Raw genomic sequence first — 23,827 nt, 5'->3', positions numbered from 1 at the left:
ATCCTAGTGTAAGTTGGTTGTAATAAATAATGATTAGCGAAATAGTTGCGCGTATTGCGCTGGCTTGAAGCCGACGTAGCGAGTCGCGCCCGTATCGAGCAGTGGGCGTTTAATCAGCGTGGGGTTAGCTAGAATTAGTGCCACTGGGTCTACCTCAGCTTCGCGCTTTTGGGCGTCGGTTAGCTGCTTCCAGGTGGTGCTGCGGCGGTTGAGAAGTTCATCGCCTAGCTCCTTGTGCCAGCCTCGCACCTGCGCATCGGTGAGTCCGTCGCTGCGGAAGTCGTGGAAGCTGTAGGCCACCTCGTGCTGCTTGAGCCAAGCTTGAGCTTTCTTGACTGTGTCGCAATTTTTAATACCAAAAAGCGTATTCATAGCAATTAAAAGAGTGTGTTTTGATGTTGGGGCGCAAGTCTACCAGACTCGTGCTGGGCGTGCATGGCGCGGCAAAAGGTCAAAATTGCGGTTTTAAGATCAAAAGCCACTAAAAACCCAACTTTTGGGCATATTATTAAATCTTCTTGGTCTAATGGCGCCTCAATTCTTTACATACACTTAATGAACGCGTAAAAAGTGCCACCTACAGTGGTGCCGAGCAGGTTTTAACCGTATTTGCCCAATGTATTCGAGGTGTTCACAGGACGTGGCTGCAACAATATGACAATAGATTTTTCCCTACCTTCCTCTCCAACAGACTTCAAAGTGGTTTTTTGGGGTCAGGCTAACCATGGCGTCGAGCGCAGCGATTTGGCGCAAGGCTTTGCCAAGTTGTTCAAACTGCGTTCAAACGAGCAGCTAAAACGCTTTTTCAGCGGCCGTGTGGTGGTGCTCAAGTCAGGCCTAACGGAGCCGCAAGCGCGCGCCTATGTGCGAGCGATTGAAGCCATTGGCGGGCTCTGCAGAATTGAAAAAAATCAATTGGTGCGGCTGGAAGGCGAGTTGGCTAGGCGGCAGAAACCCTCATTTATGCGCGCCAGCTTAAGCGCTGATCAAATGTCCTTGGCGCCCATCGAGCATCAGTTGCCAGAGGTAAAGCCTGCACCAAAGGCGGAGCGGCGCTCGATGTTTGAAGCGCGCGAGGTTAACGGCCACTTTTAAGGTTTGTGCAGCTGTTTAGGCTTTTTCCGGTTTGGGTAGCACCAACGGCACAACGGGCAACGCGTGCCGTCGCAACCTCTCGCCGTGCAGTACTCTCGCCCATAGAAAATAATTTGTAGGTGCAATTTGTTCCATTTTTCCTTGGGAAATAGGCGCTTTAAATCCTTTTCCGTTTGCACAACGTTCTTACCGCTGGTGAGCCCCCAGCGCTGTGCTAAGCGGTGAATATGGGTATCCACGGGAAAGGCAGGAACGCCAAACGCCTGCGCCATGACCACGCTGGCGGTTTTGTGACCAACCCCCGGCAGCTGTTCCAACTGCGCCATGTCCGCAGGCACTTGGCCTTGATACTTTTCAACCAGAATGTGCGATAGCTCGGATATGGCCTTGGCTTTTTTGGGCGATAAACCGCACGGGCGTATCACCGCTTGAATGGTCTCTACTGGAACGTCCATCATGGCCTCTGGTGTCTTGGCGAGCGCCCAGAGTGCCGGTGTGATTTTATTCACTCGCTCATCGGTACACTGTGCAGACAATAATACGGCAACCAGTAAGCTGTAGGTGTCGGTATGATCTAGCGGTATGGGTGGGTTGGGGTAGTGCGCCTCTAAGGTGTGCAGGATTTTTTCCACCCGCGCCGCTTTATTCGGGCTATCCATCAGCTGCCAGCCGTTAAAAAAGATCGAATTCTTTTCGCTGCCTCAACACACTCCGCCCTACCTGCCACCAACGCCATGCGGATATGGTGGGCGCCAGGGTTGCCAGTGGCTGTCGGCCGCGCAATAAAGGTGCCGGGTAATACTGTGACATGGGTGCGCTGGAACAGCTCTCTCGCGAAATCTGTATCGCTCATCTCAACTCTGGGCCAAAGGTAGAAGCTCGCGTCAGGCTTGTACAGATCTAACTGGCCCGACAAAATATCGAGTACGGCGTCAAACTTTTCCGTATAGAGAGCGCGGTTTTCGATGACATGCCGCTCATCTTGCCAGGCCGCGATGGAGGCCAGTTGGCTGGTCACCGGCATGGCGCAACCGTGGTAGGTTCGGTATAGCAAAAATTGCTTGAGGATCTCGGCGTCGCCGGCGACGAAACCGGAGCGCAAGCCGGGCAGATTTGAGCGCTTGGATAGCGAGTGAAATACCACGCAGCGTTTAAAATCGGTGCGTCCTATCTCTTCGCAAACCTCTAATAGCCCCGGTGGCGGTGCAGCGAAATACAACTCTGAATAGCACTCATCACTGGCGATGATGAAATCGTATTGGTCGGCCAGCGCGATCAGTTTTTTTAACGTCTGTTTCGATGTTACGGCACCGGTTGGGTTGCCCGGCGAGCAAATAAATAGCAGCTGGCATTGTTGCCACACCTCGGGTGCTACGGCGTCGTAGTCGGGGATATAGCCATTATCTTTGGTGCAGTTGAGAAAGTGAATGTCGGTGCCGGCGAGAAAAGCCGCGCCCTCATAGATTTGATAAAAGGGGTTTGGGCTAACCACCAATGCGGGTTTTGATTTATCGATTACGGCTTGAACAAAGGCAAATAACGCTTCGCGCGTGCCGTTAACCGGTAGCACCTGGCGCTCTGCATCAACCCGATTGGGCGATAAGTTAAACCGCTGCTCGAGCCATTGGCTGATGGCCGTGCGCAATTCTAGGATGCCTTTAGTGGCCGGGTAGTTTGATAGCTTATCGAGGTTTTTTACCAAGGTGTCGAGCACGAATTGCGGTGGCTGGTGTTTAGGCTCGCCAATACTCAAGGCAATGTGTGGCAAATCGACCGGATTGGTATTGGCTTTCAACTGCGCTAAGCGTTCAAAAGGGTAGGCTTGCAATTTCAGCAAATCGGGATTCATCTGTGACTCGTATTGTTTTAGGTATTCAATCAGAATTAATTTTTTTGGCTGACGATATCGTCCAATGCTTTGCAAATACTATCTTGCAGGTCTTCGCATAGCTTGGGGTCCGACAGCGGTAAGCCGTTGGCATCGCTGATGAAGAAAATATCCTCCACTCGCTCGCCCAAGGTAGCAATTTTGGCGTTTTGTAATTGAATGCCAAAGCGCAAGAAAACCCGGCCGATGGCCGCTAGCAAGCCCGGTCTATCGGGGCTGATAACTTCTAATATGGTGTTGCCGGTCACTAGGTCATTGCTCAGTCTCGTTCGGCTGGGCATGGTGAAATGTTTCAACACTCGCGGCGTTCGGCGCTGGATAATATCGGGGTATTGATCGACCAGGGCTAGCTCATCGTGCAGCGCGCGCCGGATGGCATCGAAGCGGTCGTATTTGGTCGGCTCGCCGTTTTCGTCGAGCACAAAAAAGGTGTCGATGGTAAAGCCGTCGGGCGAGCTGTAAATGCGCGCATCCTGAATGTCGAGATTTAATCCAGACAGGGCGTTAGCCGAGGCGGCAAACACATTGTTGCGATCTTTGGTGCGCACGAAAATTTGTGTGGCGCCTTCCATGCCATTAAAGCGGCTCTGGCGAATCAAAATCAGCGGCTCGTCGCTGCGGTGACAACTAATCGCCTCGGTGTGCCAGGCGATATCCAAGTGCGATTCGCGCAAGAAATAATCCTCGCCCATGCCCCCCCAGATTTGGCGCACACGTTTTTCCGACAGGTTTTTATCTTCCAGCTTGCGAATCGCCGCCTGTTGGGTTTCAACAATGAGCTCTTGCCGGTCTATGGGGTTTTCCAGGCCGCGGCGCAAAGCGCGCTTGGTTTCCAGATACAGCTGGCGCATTAAACTCGCGCGCCAGGTGTTCCAAAGGTCTGGATTGGTGCCGTTAATGTCGGCAACAGTTAGCAGGTAGAGGTAGTCCAAGCGCAGCTGGTCGCCAACCAGTAACGCAAATTTGTGGATCACCTCTGGGTCTGAGATGTCTTGCTTCTGCGATACCGCAGACATGAGCAAATGCATTTCCACCAGCCATACCACGAGCCGAGTTTCGCGGCCGGTAAGACCGTGGCGAACACAAAAATCTTCGGCGTCCACTTTGCCGAGCATCGAGTGGTCGCCACCGCGGCCCTTGGCGATATCGTGATAGAGCCCGGCGATATAAAGCAGCTCAGGCTTGGCGAGCCGATTCATAATATGCGCTGCCACCGGAAATTTTTCCTGGGCTTCCGGCAGGCGGAACTTGCGCATGTTTTTCATCACCCGCAAGGTGTGCTCGTCGACGGTGTAAATATGGAACAGATCGTGTTGCATCTGCCCGGTAATGCGATCGAATTCGGGTAGGTAGCGGCCTAATACCCCGTAGCGCTTCATGCGTTTTAATTGCCGCACCAGGCTATAGGGTGAGCGCATTAGCTCCATAAAAAGCGCGGTGTTGCGCGGGTCGGCTCGAAACCCATCGTCAATGAGCTGGCGCGATTCGCGTATTAATCTGATGGTGGAGGCGCGCACACCGAGGATGCGTTTGTCTCGGCCCATGAGCACAAAAATTTCCAGCAGTGCACTTGGGTCTTCGAGGAATACTTTGGTGTAGGCAACCTCGATAAAGCTGTTGCGCAGTTGAAAGCGCGCGTTAATGGGTTCGAGCTGCTGTTCTTGACCGTTGGGTAAAATGGCTTCGCTTAAAAATTGCAGCAACACATCGTTTAATTCTTGCAGCGTTTGCACAATGCGATAATACCGGTGCATGAACTGTTCGATGGCCAAGCGCTCGGGCGTATCTTTATAGCCAAACAAGGTGGCAAGTGCGCGCTGGTGATCGAACAGTAAACGCTCTTCGCCGCGCTTGGCGAGCATGTGTAGGCCGTAGCGCACGCGCCAAAGAAACTCTTCGCCGGTCATCAATATGGCGTATTCACCTTCGGTAAAAAAGCCGCGCCCCTCGAGCTGTTTAATCGTGCGCACGTTGAAGTAGCGTTTCGCGACCCAGGAAATGGTTTGAATGTCGCGCAAGCCACCGGGTGCATTCTTTACATTGGGTTCGAGGTTGCTGGACGAGTCGCTGTGTTTATTGTGGCGCTCTTGCTGCTCTTCCCACTTGGCGCGGAAAAAAGCGTCGGGGGTCCAGATTTTATCGGGCGCGGTGGCGTTCATTAGCTGATCGCGCAATTGGTCGTCGCCAATCAGCGTGCGACTTTCCATGATATTGGTAGCGACGGTGATATCGTCTTTGGCAATTTCTACGCACTGCTTAAGGCTGCGCACGCTATGGCCAATCTCGAGACCAATATCCCAAAGAAAGGTGAAGAAGCCTTCGATGGCGTCGAGGTTTGCCCGCGCATCATCGTTGTCAAGCAATAGCAATAGATCGATATCCGAGGCTGGGTGCAGTTCGCCCCGGCCGTAGCCGCCAACGGCCATCAAGCAGACGCCGGTTTGCCAAGTGAATTGGTGCCAGGCGTAGTGCAAAATCAAATCGATAAAATGCGCGCGCTCATAAATGAGCGTGCGAATGTCTTCGCCTTCTTTAAACCGCACGTCAAATTGAATGTTGGCGGCGTTCATTGCATCTTTGAAGGTGGCAATGGGTTTTTCTGTGGCTAGCTTTTCGCGAAAGCGGTTTTGATCGAAGAAAAACGGGGTGCGTTCAAAAAAAGGCGTAGTCAGCTTCACGAAAAAGATTCTTCCTTGCGCGCGGTGAGCACTTCTACGCCGTCTTTGGTGACGGCAAGGGTGTGTTCCCACTGGGCGGACAGGCGTCGATCTTTGGTCAGCACTGTCCAGCCGTCGCCTAACAGTTTAGTACCCGGTTTGCCGGCGTTGATCATGGGCTCGATGGTGAAGGTCATGCCTTCTTTTAATTCCATGCCCGTGCCCGCCTGGCCATAGTGCAGAATTTGCGGGTCTTCGTGGAACACGTTACTGATACCGTGGCCGCAGTACTCGCGCACCACAGAATAATAGTTGGCCTCGGCGTGCTGTTGAATAACGGCGCCTATATCGCCTAGGCGGCAGCCGGGCTTTACCAGTTCAATGGCCTTGTAGAGACACTCTTGGGTGACTTGCACCAGTCGCTCAGCGTGGCCGGGCACTTCGCCGACGAAATACATTTTGCTGGTGTCGCCAAAATAGCCATCAAAGATCACGGTGACATCGATATTGACGATGTCGCCCTTCTTTAAAACTTTCTTGTCCGAGGGAATGCCGTGACAGATCACTTCATTGACCGAGGTGCAGACGGATTTGGGGAAACCCTTGTAGCCGAGGCAGGCGGGGATGGCTTTCTGCACGTTAACGATATGGTCGTGAATGATTTGATCCAGCTCACCTGTTGTCACACCGGGCACCACGTGGGGCTCAATCAGCTCTAGGCACTCGGCTGCCATGCGGCCGGCAACGCGCATTTTGGCGATTTCATCGGGTGTACGAATAGATGCAGACATGGGCAAGAGGTTTCCTTCGGTTCCGTAGTGGGGCCTGCGCGTCGACAGTGGCGGCGCAAGAGCCGGTAAAGCTTGAATTAAAACTACCTCGAATGAGGTAAAGGCGGGCATTGTAGCCCAAAATGCAAGGCTTCGGCAGGGTTGAAATAACGTCTTTAGCTTTGAGTTTTGCCGGCTTTATGGTATAAAGCGCGCCGCTGGAATGATCTAGCGATTAAAAATCAACGTCACACATGGTCCGTCACGCTTGACCTGGGTGCCCGAAAGCCGCGCCGTTCCTAAGGAATGGGTAGTTTAGGGTTGGTCGGTGGGGGTCATGGAGGCTTAACCCGAAAGGAAATTAACTATGTCACAAGTAAGCATGCGCGAAATGCTGCAGGCTGGTGTTCACTTTGGTCACCAGACTCGCTACTGGAACCCTAAGATGGGTAAATACATCTTCGGCGCCCGCAACAAAATTCACATTATCAACCTTGAGCACACAGTACCTGCGTTCAACAGCGCCCTAGAGACGCTGAAGACCATGGCTGCCCAAAAGAAGAAAATTCTTTTTGTTGGCACCAAGCGCGCAGCGCAAAAGGTGATCAAAGAGCAGGCCGTACGTGCTGGCCAGCCTTTCGTTAGCCACCGCTGGTTAGGCGGTATGTTAACCAACTACAAAACTATCCGTCAGTCGATCAAGCGTTTCCGCGATCTGCAGACCCAGAGCCAAGATGGCACCTTCGACAAGTTGACCAAGAAAGAAGCGCTAATGCGCACTCGCTTGATGGCCAAACTCGAAGATTCTATCGGCGGTATTAAGGATATGGGCGGTCTGCCTGATGCCTTGTTCGTTATCGACGTTGATCACGAGCGCATTGCCATTCAAGAAGCCAACAACCTGGGTATTCCAGTGTTCGGTATCGTGGATTCAAACAGCAACCCAGATGGCGTTGATTTCGTTATCCCAGGTAACGACGATGCGATCCGCGCGATCAAGTTGTACGTGACTGCTGCCGCCGATTCTTGCTTAGAAGGCATGGCTGCTAACGGCGCTGCTGTGGTAAACAAAGACGAGTACGTTGAAGCAAACGAAGCTGCGGCTAAGTAAGTAAACGGCTTGTCATAGAGCGGCACTTTGTTGTCGCTCAACGAAAAGGGGGCCTAGCCCCCTTTTTACCAATTAATTTTCATTACTTATTAAGAGGATAGGTTTATGTCAGCTATCTCTGCATCACTGGTAAAAGAACTGCGCGAGCGCACTGGCCTCGGCATGATGGAGTGTAAGAAGGCGTTGGTTGAATCTAATGGCGATATCGAATTGGCCATTGATAACCTGCGTAAAGACTCTGGTCTGAAAGCCGCTAAGAAAGCCGACCGCACCGCCGCAGACGGCGTTGTATCGGTAAAAGTGGCCGACGACGGTAGCTACGGCGTATTGGTTGAGGTTAACTCTGAAACTGACTTCGTCGCACGCGACGAAAACTTCTTGGGTTTCGTGGCTAAAGTAGTCGACAAGGCGTTTGCCGATAAAGTCACCGACGTTGCCGCCCTGATGGCTGGTGGCTTGGAAGATGCACGTTCAGCGCTGGTTCAAAAGATCGGTGAGAACATCGGTGTGCGTCGTATCGTTTTGGTTGAAGCGCCAGCGGGTTGTGTGGGTTCTTATGTTCACTCAAACAACCGTATTGCGGTAATTACTCAGCTCAAAGGCGGTAATGTTGAGTTGGCTAAAGATGTGTCTATGCACATTGCAGCGGTTAACCCACAAGTGGTTAACACCAGCGAAGTGTCTGCCGATGTGGTTGAGAAAGAAAAAGACATCATCAAGGCGCAGCCAGATATGGCCGGCAAACCTGCTGAAATCGTAGAGAAGATGATGGTGGGTCGCATCAACAAGTTCTTGAAAGAAATCAGTTTAACCGAGCAAGCTTTTGTTAAGAACCCAGAGTTGACTGTGGGCAAATTGGCGAAAGATGCTGGCGCTGAAATCGTTGCGTTTACCCGTTTCGAAGTGGGTGAGGGTATCGAGAAGGCGGAAGTGGATTTTGCTGCAGAGGTTGCTGCGCAGGTTCAAGCGTCTAAGGGCTAAGCCGCCCATCTTACCGGGCGCAAGCTCTGCGTTCGGTAGCTCTAAAGAAGAGGTTGGGTGTCGCGCCCAACCTCTTTTTGCTGTTAAACTGCCACCAATTTTTTGCACGCGGAGCACACCATGGCCAGTAGTCGGGACAAGAAGTACAAGCGGATTCTGTTAAAGCTCAGCGGCGAAGAGCTGATGGGCCAAGAAGGCTTTGGCATTGACCCGCGGGTGCTCGATAAAATGGCCTTAGAGATAGGCCAGTTGGTTGGCATTGGCGTTCAGGTGGGCTTGGTAATTGGCGGTGGCAACCTGTTTCGAGGCGCATCCTTAAGCGCTGCCGGCCTCGACCGAGTCACTGGCGACCACATGGGCATGCTGGCCACGGTGATGAATGCCCTGGCCATGCGCGACGCACTCGAGCGCAGCAATATCTCCTCGCGCGTTATGTCCGCCATTCCCATGAGCGGTATTGTGGAACACTACGACCGCCGCCGTGCCATTCGCTTCCTCAAAGCTGGCGAAGTGGTTATTTTCGCAGCCGGTACCGGTAACCCATTTTTTACCACCGACTCTGCAGCTTGTTTGCGCGGTATTGAGGTTGAGGCAGATATCGTATTAAAAGCCACTAAGGTTGATGGCGTATATACGGCCGATCCAATGAAAGACCCAAGTGCGACTAAGTACGAGCAGTTAACCTACGACGAAGTGCTGGAGAAAAAGTTACAAGTTATGGATTTAACGGCCATCTGTTTGTGCCGTGAACACGACATGCCAGTGCGTGTGTTTAAAATGAATAAGGCGGGTGCGCTACTGAATATTGCAGTAGGTAATGAAGAAGGCACTCTGATTCAAGAAGGTCAACAAGGGGAAGAACAATGATTAACGAAATTAAAAAAGATGCCGAAGGCCGTATGAAAAAGGCGTTGGAAGCATTGAGCAATAATTTCAATAAAATTCGCACGGGCCGCGCCCACCCAAGTTTGTTAGATTCTATCCAAGTGAACTATTACGGTGCTTTAACACCATTGAGTCAGTTGGCAAACATTTCCGTTGAGGATGGTCGCACCCTATCTGTTTCACCTTGGGAGTCCAATCTAGTTCCCGAGATCGAAAAGGCGATTATGAAATCTGACTTGGGTTTGAATCCGTCTACAGCGGGTAGCGTTATTCGTTTACCCATGCCAGCACTGACCGAAGAAACTCGTAAAGGCTTTACCAAGCAAGCCAAGGCAGAAGCGGAAAATGCTCGGGTATCTCTGCGCAATATTCGTCGCGATGCCTTGGCGCAAATCAAAGGTTTGTTGAACGATAAAGAAATTGGTGAAGACGACGACCGTCGCGCGCAAGATGAAGTGCAAAAAATAACCGATAAATACGTAGCTGAAGTCGATCAAGCCTTGGCTGCAAAAGAAAAGGATCTGATGGCAATCTAATTGTCGATTGTCGGGAGATTCTTGTGACAACAAACCGTTTACGCCATGTTGCCATCATTATGGATGGCAACAATCGGTGGGCTAGGCAGCGCAATCTACCTGGCGCCGCGGGCCATAAAGCAGGCGTAGAGCGAATTCGCGACGCCATGCGTGCCTGTCAAAAACTCGAAGTTGAAGTGCTTACCGTTTTCGCTTTCAGCAGTGAAAACTGGCAGCGACCACCGAAAGAGGTGGAGGCGCTAATGTCTTTATTTCATCTTTATCTACAACACGAAGCTAAAAAGCTGCGCGATGAAGGTGTGCGTTTAAAGGTGATTGGTCGGCGCGATAGGTTTAGTGCAAAAATATGCCGCGCCATTGACGCGGCAGAAAAATTAACCGAAGCGGGCACGACAACGCTGGTGATAGCAGCGGATTACGGTGGCCAATGGGACATCGCCAACGCCGCTAAGCAGGTCGCTGAAAAAGTGCGTGACGGAGATTTAAGCGCCGATGATGTCACCGATGAAACCCTGCATCTGTTTACTCAGCTGGCCGAGTTTCCCACCTTGGATTTGTTAATCCGCACCGGCGGAGAGATTCGTATTAGTAACTTTTTGCTGTGGCAATCTGCCTACACGGAATTGTATTTCAGCGAACGCTACTGGCCAGACTTTGATGAGCAGGCCCTGTGTGAAGCTGCAGAGACATTTTTCCAGCGCCAGCGTCGATTCGGTAAAAGCGGCGATCAAATAGAAGAGGCTGCTCGTGCTTAAACTACGAATTATTACCGCGTTATTGTTAGTTGCCGTGCTTGGTGGGGCGCTATTTTATTTACCTGTAGGGCTGTTTCAGCTGCTCTTGGCCACCGCTGTATTGATAGCCACTTGGGAGTGGTCAAATCTCGCGGGTTTGAGTGGATACTTGAAGCGCGCCGGTTACGTTTTTGTCACCGCGTTGGCCATGGCTGCCTTGGCTTATTTTGCCGAATTAAGTCGTGGCCTGAATGCGGAGTGGGTGCGCAATGTTCTGGTGGTGGGCGGCGCCTGGTGGGCTTTAGCGCTGCTCTGGATTCAGGGTTACCCCTCTAGTGCGATTCTCTGGGGCGCATCCTCTGCGCGCATGGTGATGGGTTGGCTAGTGCTGGTACCGGCGTGGCTCGGACTTTGTTATTTACGCGAGCAGCCGGGCGGTGAGTGGTTGATTGTGTTGGTGGTTGGTGTGGTTGCCGGCGCCGATATTGGCGGTTACTTTTTTGGTCGAGCCTTTGGCAAGCGCAAGCTGGCACCGAAAGTGAGCCCGGGCAAATCCTGGGAGGGCTTCTGGGGCGGCCTGGGTGTCAATGTCCTGTGGGCCTGCGCGCTTGGGTTCTGGCTCGGCGGCGATAGCTGGCAGTTGCTCTTGGCCATCGTGGTGCCGGCGAGTTTGGTGTCTGTGTTGGGTGATCTGGTGGAAAGCATGTTGAAGCGCCACCGCGGTATCAAAGACAGTAGCCAGCTCTTGCCCGGTCATGGCGGCGTGTTGGATCGCATCGATTCCATTACCGCAGCGGCGCCCTTTGTGGCCCTCGGTGTATTGTTTACGGGCTTTAGTTTTCTATGAGTGTCCAGCAGCTCACCATTTTGGGTGCGACCGGCTCAATCGGCTTGAGTACCCTCGATGTGGTGCGTCGTCATTCCGATCGCTATCAAGTGTTTGCGCTTAGCGCGGCCAGCCAGTGGCAAAAACTGGCAGACCTGTGTATCGAGTTTCAACCCACTTACGCCGTGATTGCCGACCCTCAATACCTGCCCATGCTTGAGCAAGCGCTTGCCGCCCATGCGACCCAAGTGCTCACTGGCGTGGATGGCTTGCAGCAGGTCGCTGCGCATAAAGATGTCGATACCGTGATGGCGGCAATTGTTGGTGCCGCTGGGCTATTGCCCACCTTGGCGGCGGCCGAGGCGGGCAAAAAAGTTTTGTTGGCCAATAAAGAAGCGCTAGTGATGGCGGGCCATTTATTTATGCAGGCCGTGCACGACAACGGCGCCACCTTGCTGCCCATCGACAGTGAGCACAACGCCATTTTTCAGTGCCTACCGGCCGGCTACACCCATGCCGCTGCCGCCGGTGTGAGTAAAATCTTATTAACCGCGTCCGGCGGTCCTTTTAGAACCTTAGCCCTCGATGCCTTTGCTGGCGTGACCCCGGATCAAGCCTGCGCCCATCCAAATTGGCGTATGGGTCGCAAGATCTCCGTCGATTCGGCGTCAATGATGAACAAGGGGCTGGAGCTGATCGAAGCCTGCTGGCTGTTTAACCTCACGCCCGCTCAGGTGGATGTGGTCATTCATCCGCAAAGCGTTATCCACTCCATGGTTCAATATGTGGATGGCTCGGTGTTGGCGCAGCTGGGCAACCCGGATATGCGAACCCCCATTGCCCACGCCCTAGCATGGCCAGAGCGCATCGCTTCTGGTGTGGCGCCGCTCGATATCATTGCCACGGCGCGATTGGATTTTGAAGCGCCAGATCTGGCCCGCTTCCCCTGTTTGCGTCTGGCCTTTGAGGCCGCCGGCAACGGCTGCGCCTCTACGGTTTTGAACGCTGCCAACGAGGTGGCCGTAGAAGCGTTCTTAGCCGGAAAACTGGGCTTTGACCGCATTGCCGTGCTCAATGAGCACGCTATGCAGCAACTGGTGGATACAACGCCGAGCAGTCTCGATCAGGTGTTGCGAATCGACCGGGAGGCGCGCCGAATCGCCCATCAATGGCTAGATCATGGTAGGCTGCGCGGCGACTTACAGCACACGGCGGCCAAGAGGTAATTATGGCATTGCTTCAAACGTTGATTTCTTTTGTCTTGGCTCTGGGCATTTTGGTGACCATCCATGAATTTGGCCACTTTTGGGTGGCGCGGCGCTGCGGCATCAAGGTTTTGCGCTTCTCTGTGGGTTTTGGCAAGCCGCTAGTTAGCTGGTATGACAAGCAGGGTACTGAGTTTGCCATCGCGGCCATCCCCTTAGGTGGCTACGTTAAGATGCTGGATGAGCGCGAAGGCGAGGTGCCTGCGCATTTACTAGATCAAGCCTTTACCCGCAAATCTGTCTGGGCGCGCATCGCGGTGGTGGCTGCAGGCCCTGTGGCGAATTTCCTGCTCGCCATCCTGTTGTTCTGGATCATGGTCATGCCCGGCGTGGTGCAAGTTGTGCCGGTGGTGGGCGAGGTGGCCGAAGGCTCAATCGCCGCGCGCGCAGGCCTTGAAGCAGGTCAGGAAATTGTTGCTGTAGACGGCAGAAGCACGGATTCCTGGCAAGCGGTGCACCAGCGTCTGTTAGAGCGCTTGGGCGAGACTGGCTCAATTGGCTTTACAGTGCGCTACCCCGATTCGACCCTCACTTATGAATCTGAAGCTCAGCTCGAGCAGTGGTTAGTGGGTGTTGAGGAGCCAGATGTATTTGAGGGCATCGGTATCAAGCCTCTGCGGGTGCAGCTGAAAGCACAGCTGGATCAGATTGTAGAAGACTCGCCGGCAGCCGAGGCTGGGCTACAAACCGGCGACCTTATTCTCGCCGCCGATGGTCAATTGATTGACAGCTGGCGTGATTTGGTTGCCTACATAGAACCGAGGCACGATCAGGCCATTGAACTAACGCTTGAGCGGGATGTCGAAGTGCTCACGCTCTGGGTGACACCTGCTGCGTTTGAGATAGATGATCGCACCATCGGGCGAATTGGCGTGTCGCCGTTACAGCCGCATCTGCGCAGGCAGCAATTTACGCTACTGCAAGGTTTGGTCGTCGGGGTGGAGAAAACCTGGGAAACCTCGGGTTTTGTCTTGCTTTCGTTGAAAAAATTGTTGGTCGGGGAAATCTCTACTAAAAACTTGAGCGGCCCCATAACCATTGCTAAAGTGGCGGGCGATTCAGCGCGGGCTGGCTGGGCATACTATGTCGGGTTTCTGGCATTATTGAGCGTCAGTTTGGGAGTGTTTAATCTCTTGCCCATTCCGGTACTCGATGGCGGCCACCTCTTGTATTACTTGGTTGAGCTGGTAAAAGGCAGCCCAGTCCCTGAAAAAATACAAATGGCGGGTTATCAAGTCGGCCTGCTGGTTGTGTTAGGCGTTATGGTGTTGGCCTTTTATAACGACATTATGCGTTTGTATTAGCATTACGTTGCGATTTTGCAGCACGAATTTAATAAATTAGAACAGAAATTATGCAGCGTCTTGCCTTATTTATCGCTTCCATCGCATTAACAACCGTGGTGATGGCAGAAAGTTTCCGTGTAACTGATATCCGCGTCGATGGTTTACAACGTGTATCCGCAGGCTCCGTCTTCGCGGCCTTGCCGGTGCGTATTGGCGACTATATGGACACGGTGGAAATTCAAGACGCGTCGCGCGCACTTTTTACCACCGGTTATTTTTCCGATATTGAAATTGGTCGCGACGAAGGTGTCTTAGTGATCACCGTGACCGAGCGTCCAGCCATCAGCGAGATAGTGCTTGAAGGTAACAAGGCCATCAAAACTGAAGACTTGATGAAGGGGCTTCAGGATAACGGTTTATCTGAGGGGCAGATTTTCAAGCGCGTCACCCTTGAAGGTTTGGGCTCAGAACTGCAGCGCCAATACGTGGCTCAAGGCCGATACAGCGCCAGCGTAAAAACTGAAGTCATCGATTTGCCGCGCAACCAGGTGAAGTTGCAAATCACCATTGATGAAGGCTCGGTGGCTTCTATCGAACACATTAACCTGGTGGGCAATACCTCCTTTTCCGATGAAGATTTACTTGAGCTGTTCGAGCTGAGAACCACTGGGTGGCTTAGCTGGATTACCAGCGATAACAAATATGCCCGTGAAAAGTTAACCGGTGATATCGAGCGCCTCGAATCTTTCTACATGGATCGCGGCTATTTAAAGTTCACTATGCCTTCGACCCAGGTTTCGGTGAGCCCCGATAAAGAATCTGTTTACATCACCATAAATATCGCCGAAGGCGAAGTCTTTAAAGTTGGCAAAGTGGAATTGGCCGGCGACCCGGTCTTGCCAGAGGATCAAATTCGACGTTTAGTTTTGATGCGCGAAGGGCAAACATTCTCCCAAGTATTAATGACCACAACGTCTGATTATATTACTAAGCGCCTAGGCAACGAGGGTTATACCTTTGCCGAAGTTAAAGGTATTCCCGAAGTGAATGCTGAAACAGGCCTAGTAGACATCACCTTTTTTATTGATCCCGGAAAGCGCGCCTATGTGCGTCGGGTCGAGTTTCGCGGCAATACCAAAACCAAGGACGAAGTGCTGAGACGGGAAATGCGGCAGATGGAAAGCGCCTCTGCGGCTTCTATTGCGATCGAGAACTCAAAAGTTCGTCTAGAGCGCTTGGGCTTTTTCAAAGAAGTTGTGGTTGAAACCAAAGAAGTACCGGGTACTTCAGATCAAGTGGATGTTGAGTACACCGTTGAAGAGCAGCCGTCGGGCTCTATCGGCGCAAGTGTTGGTTTTGCCCAGGGTACAGGTCTTGTGCTGGGTGCCAATATTCAGCAGAACAACTGGCTGGGTACAGGAAAACGTGTAGGCTTTTCTGTGAATACCAGCCAATACCAGCAGGTTTATAGCTTTAACTACACAGATCCTTACTTCACCGTTGATGGCGTTAGCCGTGGCTTCAGTGTTTTTTATCGCGCCACCGACTTTAGTAAAATCAACGTCGCCAGCTATTCGACTAATACCTACGGCGCCAATTTAAATTTCGGTTATCCTATCTCGGAAGTCGAGCGTATTGGTTTTGGTATTGGTTATACCAACATGCTAATTGAAACGGGCAGCAGTGCGGTGCAGGAGATTAAGCGCAGTCCAAACCTGTATGAAGGTTTGGCTCCACGCTATATTACTGAATCAAATCTAGCAATTCTTACCGGCTTGGTCGATCAGGCTGGTTTAAACCCAGGTATCGGCCCAGCACCGGATTTGGACTTTTCTGAACTGTTAGATAGCCCCGAAAATACACTCAATAATCCGGATGGTTTTATTGATGCCAATGGTGATCAGTTTGATAGTTTCCCATTTACGCTCTCATGGGCTAAATCGACCTTAAACAGAGGTCAGCTGGCGACCCGTGGCGCTTCGCAAAACTTGTCATTGGAGTTTTCGGTGCCCGGCAGCGATATGGAGTTCTATAAACTGCGCTATTCCGGTCAGTATTTTCAGCCAGTCTATAAAGATTTTACCCTGCGCTTCCGAGCTGATCTTGGCTATGCAGATGCCTATGGTAATACCAATGGCTTGCCATTCTTTGAGCATTTTTACTCTGGTGGTTTCGGATCTGTGCGTGGTTTCAAGCGCAATACATTAGGGCCTCGAAGCACGCCTGCAGCGTCCTATAGGACGGTGACTATTGGCGCCCAAGATTCAAATAGCGACGGTAAATACGATACGTTTGATACGGGTTATCTGTTATGCGAAACATCAAAAGATGTCATCTATAAGACTGGGGCGGAAGTGTGTCTGCAAGATAAAGCTGTTGCACAGGTTTTCGGTTCCGATGATTTGCCCTTTGGTGGTAATGTATTGATAGAGGGCAGTATCGAGTTGTTGTTCCCGCTGCCGTTCATCGAAGATCAGCGTATGTTACAAACCGCTTTCTTTATCGATAGCGGTAATGTTTTTAATACCGAGTGTGGCTTTTACCAGCAAAACTGTTTTGACGTGGACTTGAGCAGAATGTCCGCTTCTTATGGTATTGGTTTAACGTGGATTAGCGGCTTTGGGCCATTGACCTTTAGTTTGTCCAGACCATTCCAGTACAACCCAGAAGATGAAATTGAAACCTTCCAGTTCTCTCTTGGAACGGCTTTCTAATTCATTTATAGAAAAACCGTCGGCATTTAATGTGCCGATTGAATAAAATAATGTGGAGATAAAACGTGTTAAAACTTAAAACAGCAATGATCTTAGCGATCGCACTGGTTACCGCCCCAATGACAATGGCAGCGGGTAATGATGTTGTGGTTTTTGATCTTCAGGCAGCCATTCTCAATACCGATTTAGCGAAGAAGAAAGTACAGGATATGCAGGCTAATGCAGAATTTGCAGCGTTGCAGGCAAAGTTTGAAACACTGCGTAATGACTTGCAAAAAATGGCCAAAGATGCGGAAAAAAATGCCGTAACTTGGAATCAAGAGCAGGCTGCAGAGCACCGTAAAAAAATGGAATACGCCCGCGCGGATGCCGAGCTGGTTGCCAAAAAGTTACAGGCCGAGCAGAAAGCGACGGCCCAGCGTGTTCTCGAAGAGTTGGGTCCTAAGGCTCAGGTCGTGTTGAAGGATGTCATAGCTGCGGAAGGCATTGGTTTGGTGTTGAGTACACAAACGGCGTATTACGCTGAGCCTTCACGGGACATCACTGCAAAAGTGACTGAAAAGCTTAACAAAGCTAAGTAATACTTTTTAGCTAAGCGCTCTTGTTGTTATAGTGAGAGCGGCGCTAGACAAAAAGGCGACCCTTTATTTGGTGCGCCTTTTTTGCCATATAAGCTAACTGTTTTCGGTTTCCAATCTATTACTCGATGGCGAGGTCTGACGATGGTTACTTGTTGTTTTACCCTTGAAGTCTTAGCTGAGAAAGCGGGTGCCGAATTACTAGGTGACCCGAATTACGAAATTTCTAGTTTAGCGACCTTAACCAAGGCTGCAGCCGGGCAGCTGAGTTTTTTGGCCAACCCTAGTTATGCTCAACATTTGGCCGATTGCCAAGCCGGCGCGCTTATTTTGCGGCCAGACATGGCCGACCAATTCGCTGGTAATAAACTGGTTCACAAAGACCCTTACCGAGCCTATGCCGCTATCACCGCATTGTTTGCTCCGTCGAAAGACATGCCGGCTGGTGTTCATCCCAGCGCAGTGGTTGCAGAATGCGCGACCATTCACCCGAGCGCCAGCATTGGTGCCCGTGTTGTCATTGAAGAAGGTGTTCATATTGAAGCCAATGTGGTCATCGGTGCGGCGACCGTGGTGGGTGCTGGCAGTGTTGTCGGTGCAGGCACACGCCTTGCTGCTAATGTGACCTTGTATGGGCAAGTCACGCTGGGGCAAGATTGTATCGTACACGGCGGCGCCGTCATCGGTGCCGATGGCTTCGGTTTTGCCCCAAGTCCAGACGGCTGGGTGAAAATTCATCAGCTGGGCGGCGTGCGTATCGGGAATAAGGTAGAAATTGGCGCAAATACCTGTATCGACTGTGGCGCGCTTGACGATACCATTATTGGCAATGATGTTAAGCTGGATAACCTCATTCAAATCGGCCACAACGTCGTGATTGGCGACCACACCGCGATTGCTGCACACACCGCGGTAGCTGGCTCTACCCGCATTGGGCAGCGCTGTACCATTGCCGGTTGTGTGGCGATTACCGGCCATATAGAGATTGCCGATGGCGTGCATGTCTCTGGCGCAACGGTGGTGACGAAATCGATTACCCAGGAAGGCAGCAGTTGGTCTTCTGGAACACCTATGTTGCCAACCAGTGATTGGCGACGCCAAGCGGCTAGGTTTAATCAACTAGAAAAACTCACCAAGCGCGTACGCGAACTGGAAAAACAGTCGTAGTCGCGGTCGTAAGGGTAATAAGGATCTGGATATGATGGATGTAAGAGAAATTCGTGAATACTTGCCGCACCGTTACCCGTTTTTATTGGTTGATCGCGTGCTCGAGCTAGTTGAAGGCGAGTATATTGTGGCGATTAAAAATGTCTCGGCAAATGAAGATGTTTTTAATGGTCATTTTCCACAAGCTCCTATCTTCCCCGGTGTACTTATTATCGAGGCGTTGGCGCAAGCCTCTGGCATATTAGGCTTTAAAACCTTGGATAAGCGCCCCTCCGATGGCTCAATTTATTTATTTGCCGGTATCGACGATGTGCGTTTTAAACGCCAAGTGGTGCCCGGCGATCAGTTGCGCTTAGAGTCTAAAGTGGTGTCTGCCAAGCGCGGTATCTGGAAGTTTGCCTGCACCGCCTCTGTGGACGGTCAGCTCGCGGCATCTGCGACTATACTGTGCGCTGATCGTCAGGTATAGCAACCCCAACTTGCTATGATTCGCCTCGGCCAGCTTAGAGAAGGGAAACATATTGATTGATCCTCGTGCCGTCATAGATCCAACCGCAAAGCTTGCAGCGGATGTGCAGGTGGGGCCTTTTAGTGTAATTGGTCCGAATGTGGAAATAGGTGCAGGAAGCATTGTTGAATCCCATGTGGTGATTAAAGGGCCAACCTCGATTGGCGAAAATAATCACATCTTTCAGTTTTCCACGGTGGGCGAATCTACTCCGGATTTAAAATATAAAGGCGAGCCAACGCGTCTGGTTATTGGCAATAATAATGTGATTCGCGAAGGTGTCACCATTCATCGCGGCACGGTACAAGATCGCTCGGAAACCACCATCGGCGATGATAATTTACTAATGGCTTATGTGCATGTGGGTCACGATAGCATTGTCGGCAATAACTGTGTTTTAGTGAACAATGCCGCCTTGGCCGGCCATGTTCACATTGGCGATTGGGCAATTCTTGGTGGTTACACGCTGGTGCATCAATTTTGCAAAATTGGTGCTCATGCTTTTACTGCAATGGGTAGCGCTATCGGTAAAGATGTGCCGGCGTTTGTTACTGTATCGGGTAATCCTGCCGAGGCTAAGAGCATTAATACGGAAGGCTTAAGGCGTCGCGGTTACACTAAGGATCAACTCGCCGCTATTAACAAAGCCTTCAAGTTGATTTACCGGCGCGGGTTGCGGCTCGAAGAGGCGCTTTCAATTCTATCTGAAATGGCCATCGCTGAACCTGCACTCATTACCCTCATAGATTCCCTGCGTAGTTCCGAGCGCGGCATCGTTCGCTAAATTAGGCTTCCGTCATGATTCATCCGTCTGCGATTATTGATCCATCCGCAAACATTGCCGAGGGTGTCAGTATCGGCGCCTATGCCGTTATTGGCGAACAGGTTGAGATTGGTAAAGGCACGCGTATTGGCTCCCACGTGGTTATTCACGGCCCGGTAACCATCGGCGAAAACAACCGCATTTTTCAGTTCGCCTCGCTGGGCGAAGAGCCGCAAGATTTAAGCTATAAGGGCGAACCGACGCGCTTGGTGATTGGCGATAGAAATATTATTCGCGAGTATGTTTCTTTTAATAGAGGCACGCCAAAGGGTGGTGGTGTCACCACTATCGGCAACGATAATTTATTTATGGCTTATGTCCATGTGGGCCATGATTGTGCCGTCGGCAACAAAAATGTGTTTGCCAATTCGGCGTCATTGGCTGGGCATGTTGAATTGGGCGATCAATGTATTCTCGGCGGCTTTTCGCTGGTGCACCAATTTACGCGCGTCGGCTCGCACGCGTTTACCAGTATGGCCGCTGCGATCAATCGCGATGTGCCGCCATTTGTTATTGTCTCTGGAAACTATGCACGCTCTTTTGGTATCAACAAAGTCGGTCTTAAGCGAAAGGGCTATGAGCCGACAGAAATTGATGCCATTTTCAAGGTCTATAAGTTGATGGTGCGCAAGCGTTTATCCGCAGAACAAATAGCCGAGGAATTGGAGCCCCTACGGGCCTTCGCCGGGGTTAATTTGTTGGTGGATTTTATCGCCCAATCAACCCGCGGTATTGTTAAATAATGTTGCTGCGCCCGCGCTTTACCCGCAACCTTTTACACCCACGTTACTGGTTTATTTGGCTGGCGGCGGGTATTTTCTATCTCTGTGCGCAATTACCTTACGCCTGGCAGATGGCCATGGGGCGCGGCATCGGTCGGTTGTTTTATCGCTTCGCTAAAGAACGCAAGCATATTGCGTGCACCAATTTGCGCTTGTGTTTTCCTGACCTCACAGACGATGAGCGGGATAGGTTACTTCGGCTAAACATGCAAGATACCGGCATGGGCTTGATGGAGCAAAACATTGGTTGGTTCATGCCTGAGGCTCGCTATCGCAAGCTCGTCGAGGTGGAGGGGCTGGAGCATATTCAGGCTTTGGGTAAGCAAGCTGCATTGATCGTGGTCAAGCACAACAATTGCATCTCTGTTTGCACCATTGGTCTGTCGATGTTCATGCCCATTGCCGGCATGTATCGGCGCCATAAAAATGCCGCCTTAGAGTATTTACAAACCCGTGGCCGAGTGCGGCTATGCCCAGAGGGCACGGTGGTTGAGCGCAAAGAAACACGCACAATGATGCGTTTGTTGCGCCAAGGTTTATCGGTAATGTACGCACCGGATCAAGATTACGGCATAAAAAACGGTGTCTGGGCCAGTTATTTTGGCGTGCCGGCTGCAACCGTTACCGCCACCACGGGTTTCGCTAAGTTAGGCAAAGCCAAGGTGATCGTCATGAACTGCTTCCGTTTGCCAAATGCGCAAGGCTATAAAATAATCCTCTCGCCACCGCTGGCGAATGTGCCTAGCGACGACGAGTTGCACGACGCGCAAGTCATCAATGATATTTTTGAAGCGCAGATACGGGAATTCCCCGAGCAATACCTGTGGGTGCACCGGCGTTTTAAAACACGGCCTCAAGGTGAAAAGCGGCCCTATTGATATCCATGTCTCGCGTGAGTAATTAGCTTAACGTCGAGCTCAAAACTATGGTGTAGTTAGTTTTGTTGAATTGAGTGGCGCAGATTAAGCCTTGCCTTGCATCATATCCAGCGCCAATTTGGCAATATTGGCCGAACCGCCCTCTATGCCGAGCTTACCTTTTACTTGATTCAGTTCCGTGATCATTTGGGCGCGATAGGCTTGGTCGTCCAATAAACGTGAAACCTCTGCGGCAATTCGCTTGGGTTGAGCCTTGTGTTGAATAAATTCTTGCACGATACGTTTTTCCGCGACAATGTTTTCCAATCCAATGTCGTCGATTTTAACCATGCGCTTGAGAATCCAATAAGATAGTGGCGCAATGCGATAGACAATGGTGTTGGGAATGCCCATGAGTGCAATCTCCAGCGTGGCCGTGCCAGAGGCCGTCATGATGGCGTCGCAAACCTGCATCACATTATAGGATTTGTCGCGCACATCCTTCACTTCTAGCTCTGGGTATAGGGCCAAGAGCGGGGCAATATTTTGGTCGCTGATGGTGCTGGCTTTGGGCAATACGAACTGTAGCTTGGGCTTGGTTTTACGCAACTCCCGCGCCGCGTCTAAAAGAATGGGTAGTACGCGTGCCACTTCGCTTTTGCGCGAGCCGGGAAATAAACCGACGATGGCGTCATCCTTAGATAGCCCGTAATCCGTTAAACTCTGCTCGGGGCTTTTTGTTGCGCGCACTTCGTCAACTAAGGGGTGGCCAACAAAGGTGCAGGGCACGCCGGCATTTTCGTAAAACTTTTCTTCGAAGGGAAAAAGTACCGCCATGTGATCGATTTTTTTTGCCATGCTATGGACGCGGTGCGGTCGCCAAGCCCACACTTGCGGGCCAATATAGAACAGCACTTTGATGCCCATGGCCTTAGCTTTTTCCGCTAGGCGGAAGTTGAACTCTTGGTAGTCCACCAGAATCAGTAAATCGGGCGGCGAATCTTTAAGTGCCTGAATCAATTGATTTAAGGCTTTTTTAATGGTGCCGTAGTTTCTAATGACTTCCCAAATACCCACCACGGCAATATCGGCGCAGTCCACCAATAAATCGACGCCCGCTTCGCGCAACTGATCTGAGCCCATGCCATTAAATTGGGTATCGGGTGCTAAGACTTTTAGCGCCTTTACCAAATTGGCGGCGTGCAAATCGCCAGACGCCTCGCCGGCGCTGATCATGACAGAAAATCCTGACTTCATAGTGCGGTCTTAATAGTATCGGTAACCAGTTTGATTTTTTCTTCACTCAGCTCCGGGTAAACCGGCAGCGCGAAACATTGGCTGGTGATGGACTCCGTGATCGGCAGAGAAACCCCGTCGCACTCTTTGGCGAACACTTCTTGTTTGTGTAGCGGCACCGGGTAATAAATCGCGCAGGCAATCTGATTGTCGCGCAGGGCTTGTAAAATTTGATCGCGTTTGGGGTGTAAGCAAACATATTGATGAAAGACATGTTTACCCACGCCGTCTTCAAAGGGCATTTGAATGCCCGTGCCGGCGAGCATGGTCTTGTAGGTTTGGTCGACGCGACGACGGTTGTTATTAAATTCGTCAATGAGCGGTAACTTGGCGCGCAACACCACTGCTTGCAACTCGTCCAAGCGCGAGGTGTAGCCCACCAGCGAATGGTGGTATTGCACTTTGCTGCCGTGATTTCGATACTGTTTAACGGTAGCGGCCAGCTCATCGCAATTAGTGGTGACCATGCCGCCGTCGCCGTAGCAACCTAAATTTTTTGACGGGAAAAAACTAAAGGCGCCTAGGTCGCCGAAGCTGCCAGTTTGTTTGCCGTTAATGCTGGCGCCGAAAGACTGGGCGCAGTCTTCAACAATTTTTAAACCTTTAGCATCGCACAGGGCCTTAAGCGCAGGCATGTCGACCGGCTGGCCAAATAAATGCACGGGAATTACCGCTTTGGTTTTGGCGGTAATGGCTTTTTCGACCTCGGTTAAATCAATATTGAAGGTGTTGGGGTTGATGTCGACAAATACCGGTGTGGCGCCAACATATTTAATTGCCTCGGCGGTGGCCACAAAAGTGAAGGGCGTGGTGATCACTTCATCGCCTGCTTTTACACCTAAGGCCAGCAATGCCAAATGTAACGCGTCCGTGCCTGAGCCCACGCCTATGGCGTGCTTCACGCCTAAGTAGTCCGCGGCTTCTTTTTCGAAAGCTTGCACATTGGGGCCGAGAATAAAGGCAGCCGTTTCCATGGCATTGCGCATGCCAGCATCAATTTCATCTTTTAGGCGGTGGTATTGTTCGGTTAAATCAACCATTGGAACTTTCATAGCTGCTATCTCTAAA

At 51.4% G+C, this 23,827-nt stretch carries 23 protein-coding genes; 16 read left to right on the top strand and 7 right to left on the bottom strand.

Annotated elements, in window-relative coordinates:
• Nucleotides 1-33: 33 nt before the first annotated feature.
• On the bottom strand, nt 34-372 hold the full coding sequence (locus QWY82_RS16515) for a Spx/MgsR family RNA polymerase-binding regulatory protein (protein ID WP_290264588.1): 339 nt from the start codon (nt 370-372) through the stop codon (nt 34-36).
• Between the two features lie 282 nt (nt 373-654).
• Between QWY82_RS16515 and QWY82_RS16510 the strand changes: the two genes are divergently transcribed.
• On the top strand, nt 655-1,095 hold the full coding sequence (locus QWY82_RS16510; protein WP_290264586.1) for a hypothetical protein: 441 nt from the start codon (nt 655-657) through the stop codon (nt 1,093-1,095).
• On the opposite strand, the gene nth is transcribed toward QWY82_RS16510, so the two are convergent.
• Genes nth through map form a run of 4 tightly spaced genes read right to left on the bottom strand, consistent with a single transcriptional unit; the run spans nt 1,092 to nt 6,431 of the window.
• On the bottom strand, nt 1,092-1,754 hold the full coding sequence (gene nth, locus QWY82_RS16505) for an endonuclease III (RefSeq protein ID WP_290264585.1): 663 nt from the start codon (nt 1,752-1,754) through the stop codon (nt 1,092-1,094). The genes QWY82_RS16510 and nth overlap by 4 nt on opposite strands.
• Complete coding sequence (dapC, locus tag QWY82_RS16500) at nt 1,754-2,944, bottom strand: succinyldiaminopimelate transaminase (protein ID WP_290264583.1); 1,191 nt, start codon at nt 2,942-2,944, stop codon at nt 1,754-1,756. The genes nth and dapC overlap by 1 nt, the downstream gene beginning before the upstream one ends.
• 35 nt (nt 2,945-2,979) lie before the next feature.
• Nucleotides 2,980-5,661, bottom strand: coding sequence for a [protein-PII] uridylyltransferase (locus QWY82_RS16495; protein ID WP_290264581.1), 2,682 nt, complete (start codon nt 5,659-5,661; stop codon nt 2,980-2,982).
• Nucleotides 5,658-6,431 (bottom strand): type I methionyl aminopeptidase, encoded by a 774-nt coding sequence (gene map / locus QWY82_RS16490; protein ID WP_290264579.1) that lies wholly within the window; start codon nt 6,429-6,431, stop codon nt 5,658-5,660. The genes QWY82_RS16495 and map overlap by 4 nt, the downstream gene beginning before the upstream one ends.
• 346 nt (nt 6,432-6,777) lie before the next feature.
• Between map and rpsB the strand changes: the two genes are divergently transcribed.
• The 15 genes from rpsB to lpxL all read left to right on the top strand — a co-directional run bounded on the left by rpsB (nt 6,778) and on the right by lpxL (nt 21,484).
• Complete coding sequence (gene rpsB, locus QWY82_RS16485) at nt 6,778-7,521, top strand: 30S ribosomal protein S2 (protein ID WP_290264577.1); 744 nt, start codon at nt 6,778-6,780, stop codon at nt 7,519-7,521.
• 105 nt (nt 7,522-7,626) lie between these two features.
• Nucleotides 7,627-8,502 (top strand): translation elongation factor Ts, encoded by an 876-nt coding sequence (tsf, locus tag QWY82_RS16480; protein WP_290264576.1) that lies wholly within the window; start codon nt 7,627-7,629, stop codon nt 8,500-8,502.
• A 120-nt stretch (nt 8,503-8,622) separates the two neighbouring features.
• Entirely contained in the window at nt 8,623-9,369 is a 747-nt protein-coding gene (gene pyrH / locus QWY82_RS16475; RefSeq protein WP_290264574.1) for a UMP kinase, read from the top strand.
• Nucleotides 9,366-9,923, top strand: coding sequence for a ribosome recycling factor (frr, locus tag QWY82_RS16470; protein ID WP_290264572.1), 558 nt, complete (start codon nt 9,366-9,368; stop codon nt 9,921-9,923). Before pyrH ends, frr begins: the two co-directional genes overlap by 4 nt.
• 59 nt (nt 9,924-9,982) lie before the next feature.
• Nucleotides 9,983-10,678 (top strand): polyprenyl diphosphate synthase, encoded by a 696-nt coding sequence (gene uppS, locus QWY82_RS16465; RefSeq protein WP_380736098.1) that lies wholly within the window; start codon nt 9,983-9,985, stop codon nt 10,676-10,678.
• A complete protein-coding gene (locus QWY82_RS16460) occupies nt 10,671-11,504 on the top strand; it encodes a phosphatidate cytidylyltransferase (protein ID WP_290264568.1) in 834 nt (277 codons plus the stop codon). Before uppS ends, QWY82_RS16460 begins: the two co-directional genes overlap by 8 nt.
• Complete coding sequence (gene ispC, locus QWY82_RS16455) at nt 11,501-12,709, top strand: 1-deoxy-D-xylulose-5-phosphate reductoisomerase (RefSeq protein WP_290264566.1); 1,209 nt, start codon at nt 11,501-11,503, stop codon at nt 12,707-12,709. Before QWY82_RS16460 ends, ispC begins: the two co-directional genes overlap by 4 nt.
• Nucleotides 12,710-12,711: 2 nt before the next feature.
• Entirely contained in the window at nt 12,712-14,052 is a 1,341-nt protein-coding gene (gene rseP / locus QWY82_RS16450) for an RIP metalloprotease RseP (protein ID WP_290264564.1), read from the top strand.
• 50 nt (nt 14,053-14,102) lie between these two features.
• Nucleotides 14,103-16,748, top strand: coding sequence for an outer membrane protein assembly factor BamA (gene bamA, locus QWY82_RS16445; protein WP_290264563.1), 2,646 nt, complete (start codon nt 14,103-14,105; stop codon nt 16,746-16,748).
• A gap of 65 nt (nt 16,749-16,813) precedes the next feature.
• Nucleotides 16,814-17,329 (top strand): OmpH/Skp family outer membrane protein, encoded by a 516-nt coding sequence (locus tag QWY82_RS16440; protein WP_290264561.1) that lies wholly within the window; start codon nt 16,814-16,816, stop codon nt 17,327-17,329.
• A gap of 141 nt (nt 17,330-17,470) precedes the next feature.
• Nucleotides 17,471-18,493 (top strand): UDP-3-O-(3-hydroxymyristoyl)glucosamine N-acyltransferase, encoded by a 1,023-nt coding sequence (gene lpxD, locus QWY82_RS16435; RefSeq protein ID WP_290264559.1) that lies wholly within the window; start codon nt 17,471-17,473, stop codon nt 18,491-18,493.
• Nucleotides 18,494-18,524: 31 nt separating this feature from the next.
• Nucleotides 18,525-18,962 carry a 3-hydroxyacyl-ACP dehydratase FabZ gene (fabZ, locus tag QWY82_RS16430; RefSeq protein ID WP_290264556.1) on the top strand — a complete coding sequence of 146 codons (438 nt, stop codon included), beginning with the start codon at nt 18,525-18,527 and terminating at the stop codon, nt 18,960-18,962.
• A gap of 52 nt (nt 18,963-19,014) precedes the next feature.
• On the top strand, nt 19,015-19,785 hold the full coding sequence (gene lpxA / locus QWY82_RS16425) for an acyl-ACP--UDP-N-acetylglucosamine O-acyltransferase (protein ID WP_290264554.1): 771 nt from the start codon (nt 19,015-19,017) through the stop codon (nt 19,783-19,785).
• Between the two features lie 14 nt (nt 19,786-19,799).
• A complete protein-coding gene (lpxA, locus tag QWY82_RS16420) occupies nt 19,800-20,567 on the top strand; it encodes an acyl-ACP--UDP-N-acetylglucosamine O-acyltransferase (RefSeq protein WP_290264552.1) in 768 nt (255 codons plus the stop codon).
• Nucleotides 20,567-21,484: an LpxL/LpxP family Kdo(2)-lipid IV(A) lauroyl/palmitoleoyl acyltransferase gene (gene lpxL, locus QWY82_RS16415; protein ID WP_290264551.1), complete on the top strand. Its 918-nt coding sequence runs from the start codon at nt 20,567-20,569 to the stop codon at nt 21,482-21,484. Before lpxA (QWY82_RS16420) ends, lpxL begins: the two co-directional genes overlap by 1 nt.
• Nucleotides 21,485-21,568: 84 nt before the next feature.
• On the opposite strand, the gene lpxB is transcribed toward lpxL, so the two are convergent.
• The gene (gene lpxB, locus QWY82_RS16410; RefSeq protein WP_290264549.1) at nt 21,569-22,720 is read right to left on the bottom strand and encodes a lipid-A-disaccharide synthase; all 1,152 of its coding nucleotides are present in this window, start codon (nt 22,718-22,720) and stop codon (nt 21,569-21,571) included.
• Nucleotides 22,717-23,811 (bottom strand): DegT/DnrJ/EryC1/StrS family aminotransferase, encoded by a 1,095-nt coding sequence (locus tag QWY82_RS16405; protein WP_290264547.1) that lies wholly within the window; start codon nt 23,809-23,811, stop codon nt 22,717-22,719. The genes lpxB and QWY82_RS16405 overlap by 4 nt, the downstream gene beginning before the upstream one ends.
• Between the last annotated feature and the right edge of the window lie 16 nt (nt 23,812-23,827).

The sequence above is a fragment of the Simiduia curdlanivorans genome (genome assembly GCF_030409605.1).
GTDB classification, from domain to species: domain Bacteria; phylum Pseudomonadota; class Gammaproteobacteria; order Pseudomonadales; family Cellvibrionaceae; genus Simiduia; species Simiduia curdlanivorans.
Note: the sequence above shows the minus strand (reverse complement) of the source record. Positions and strands in the feature narration are given on the sequence as shown.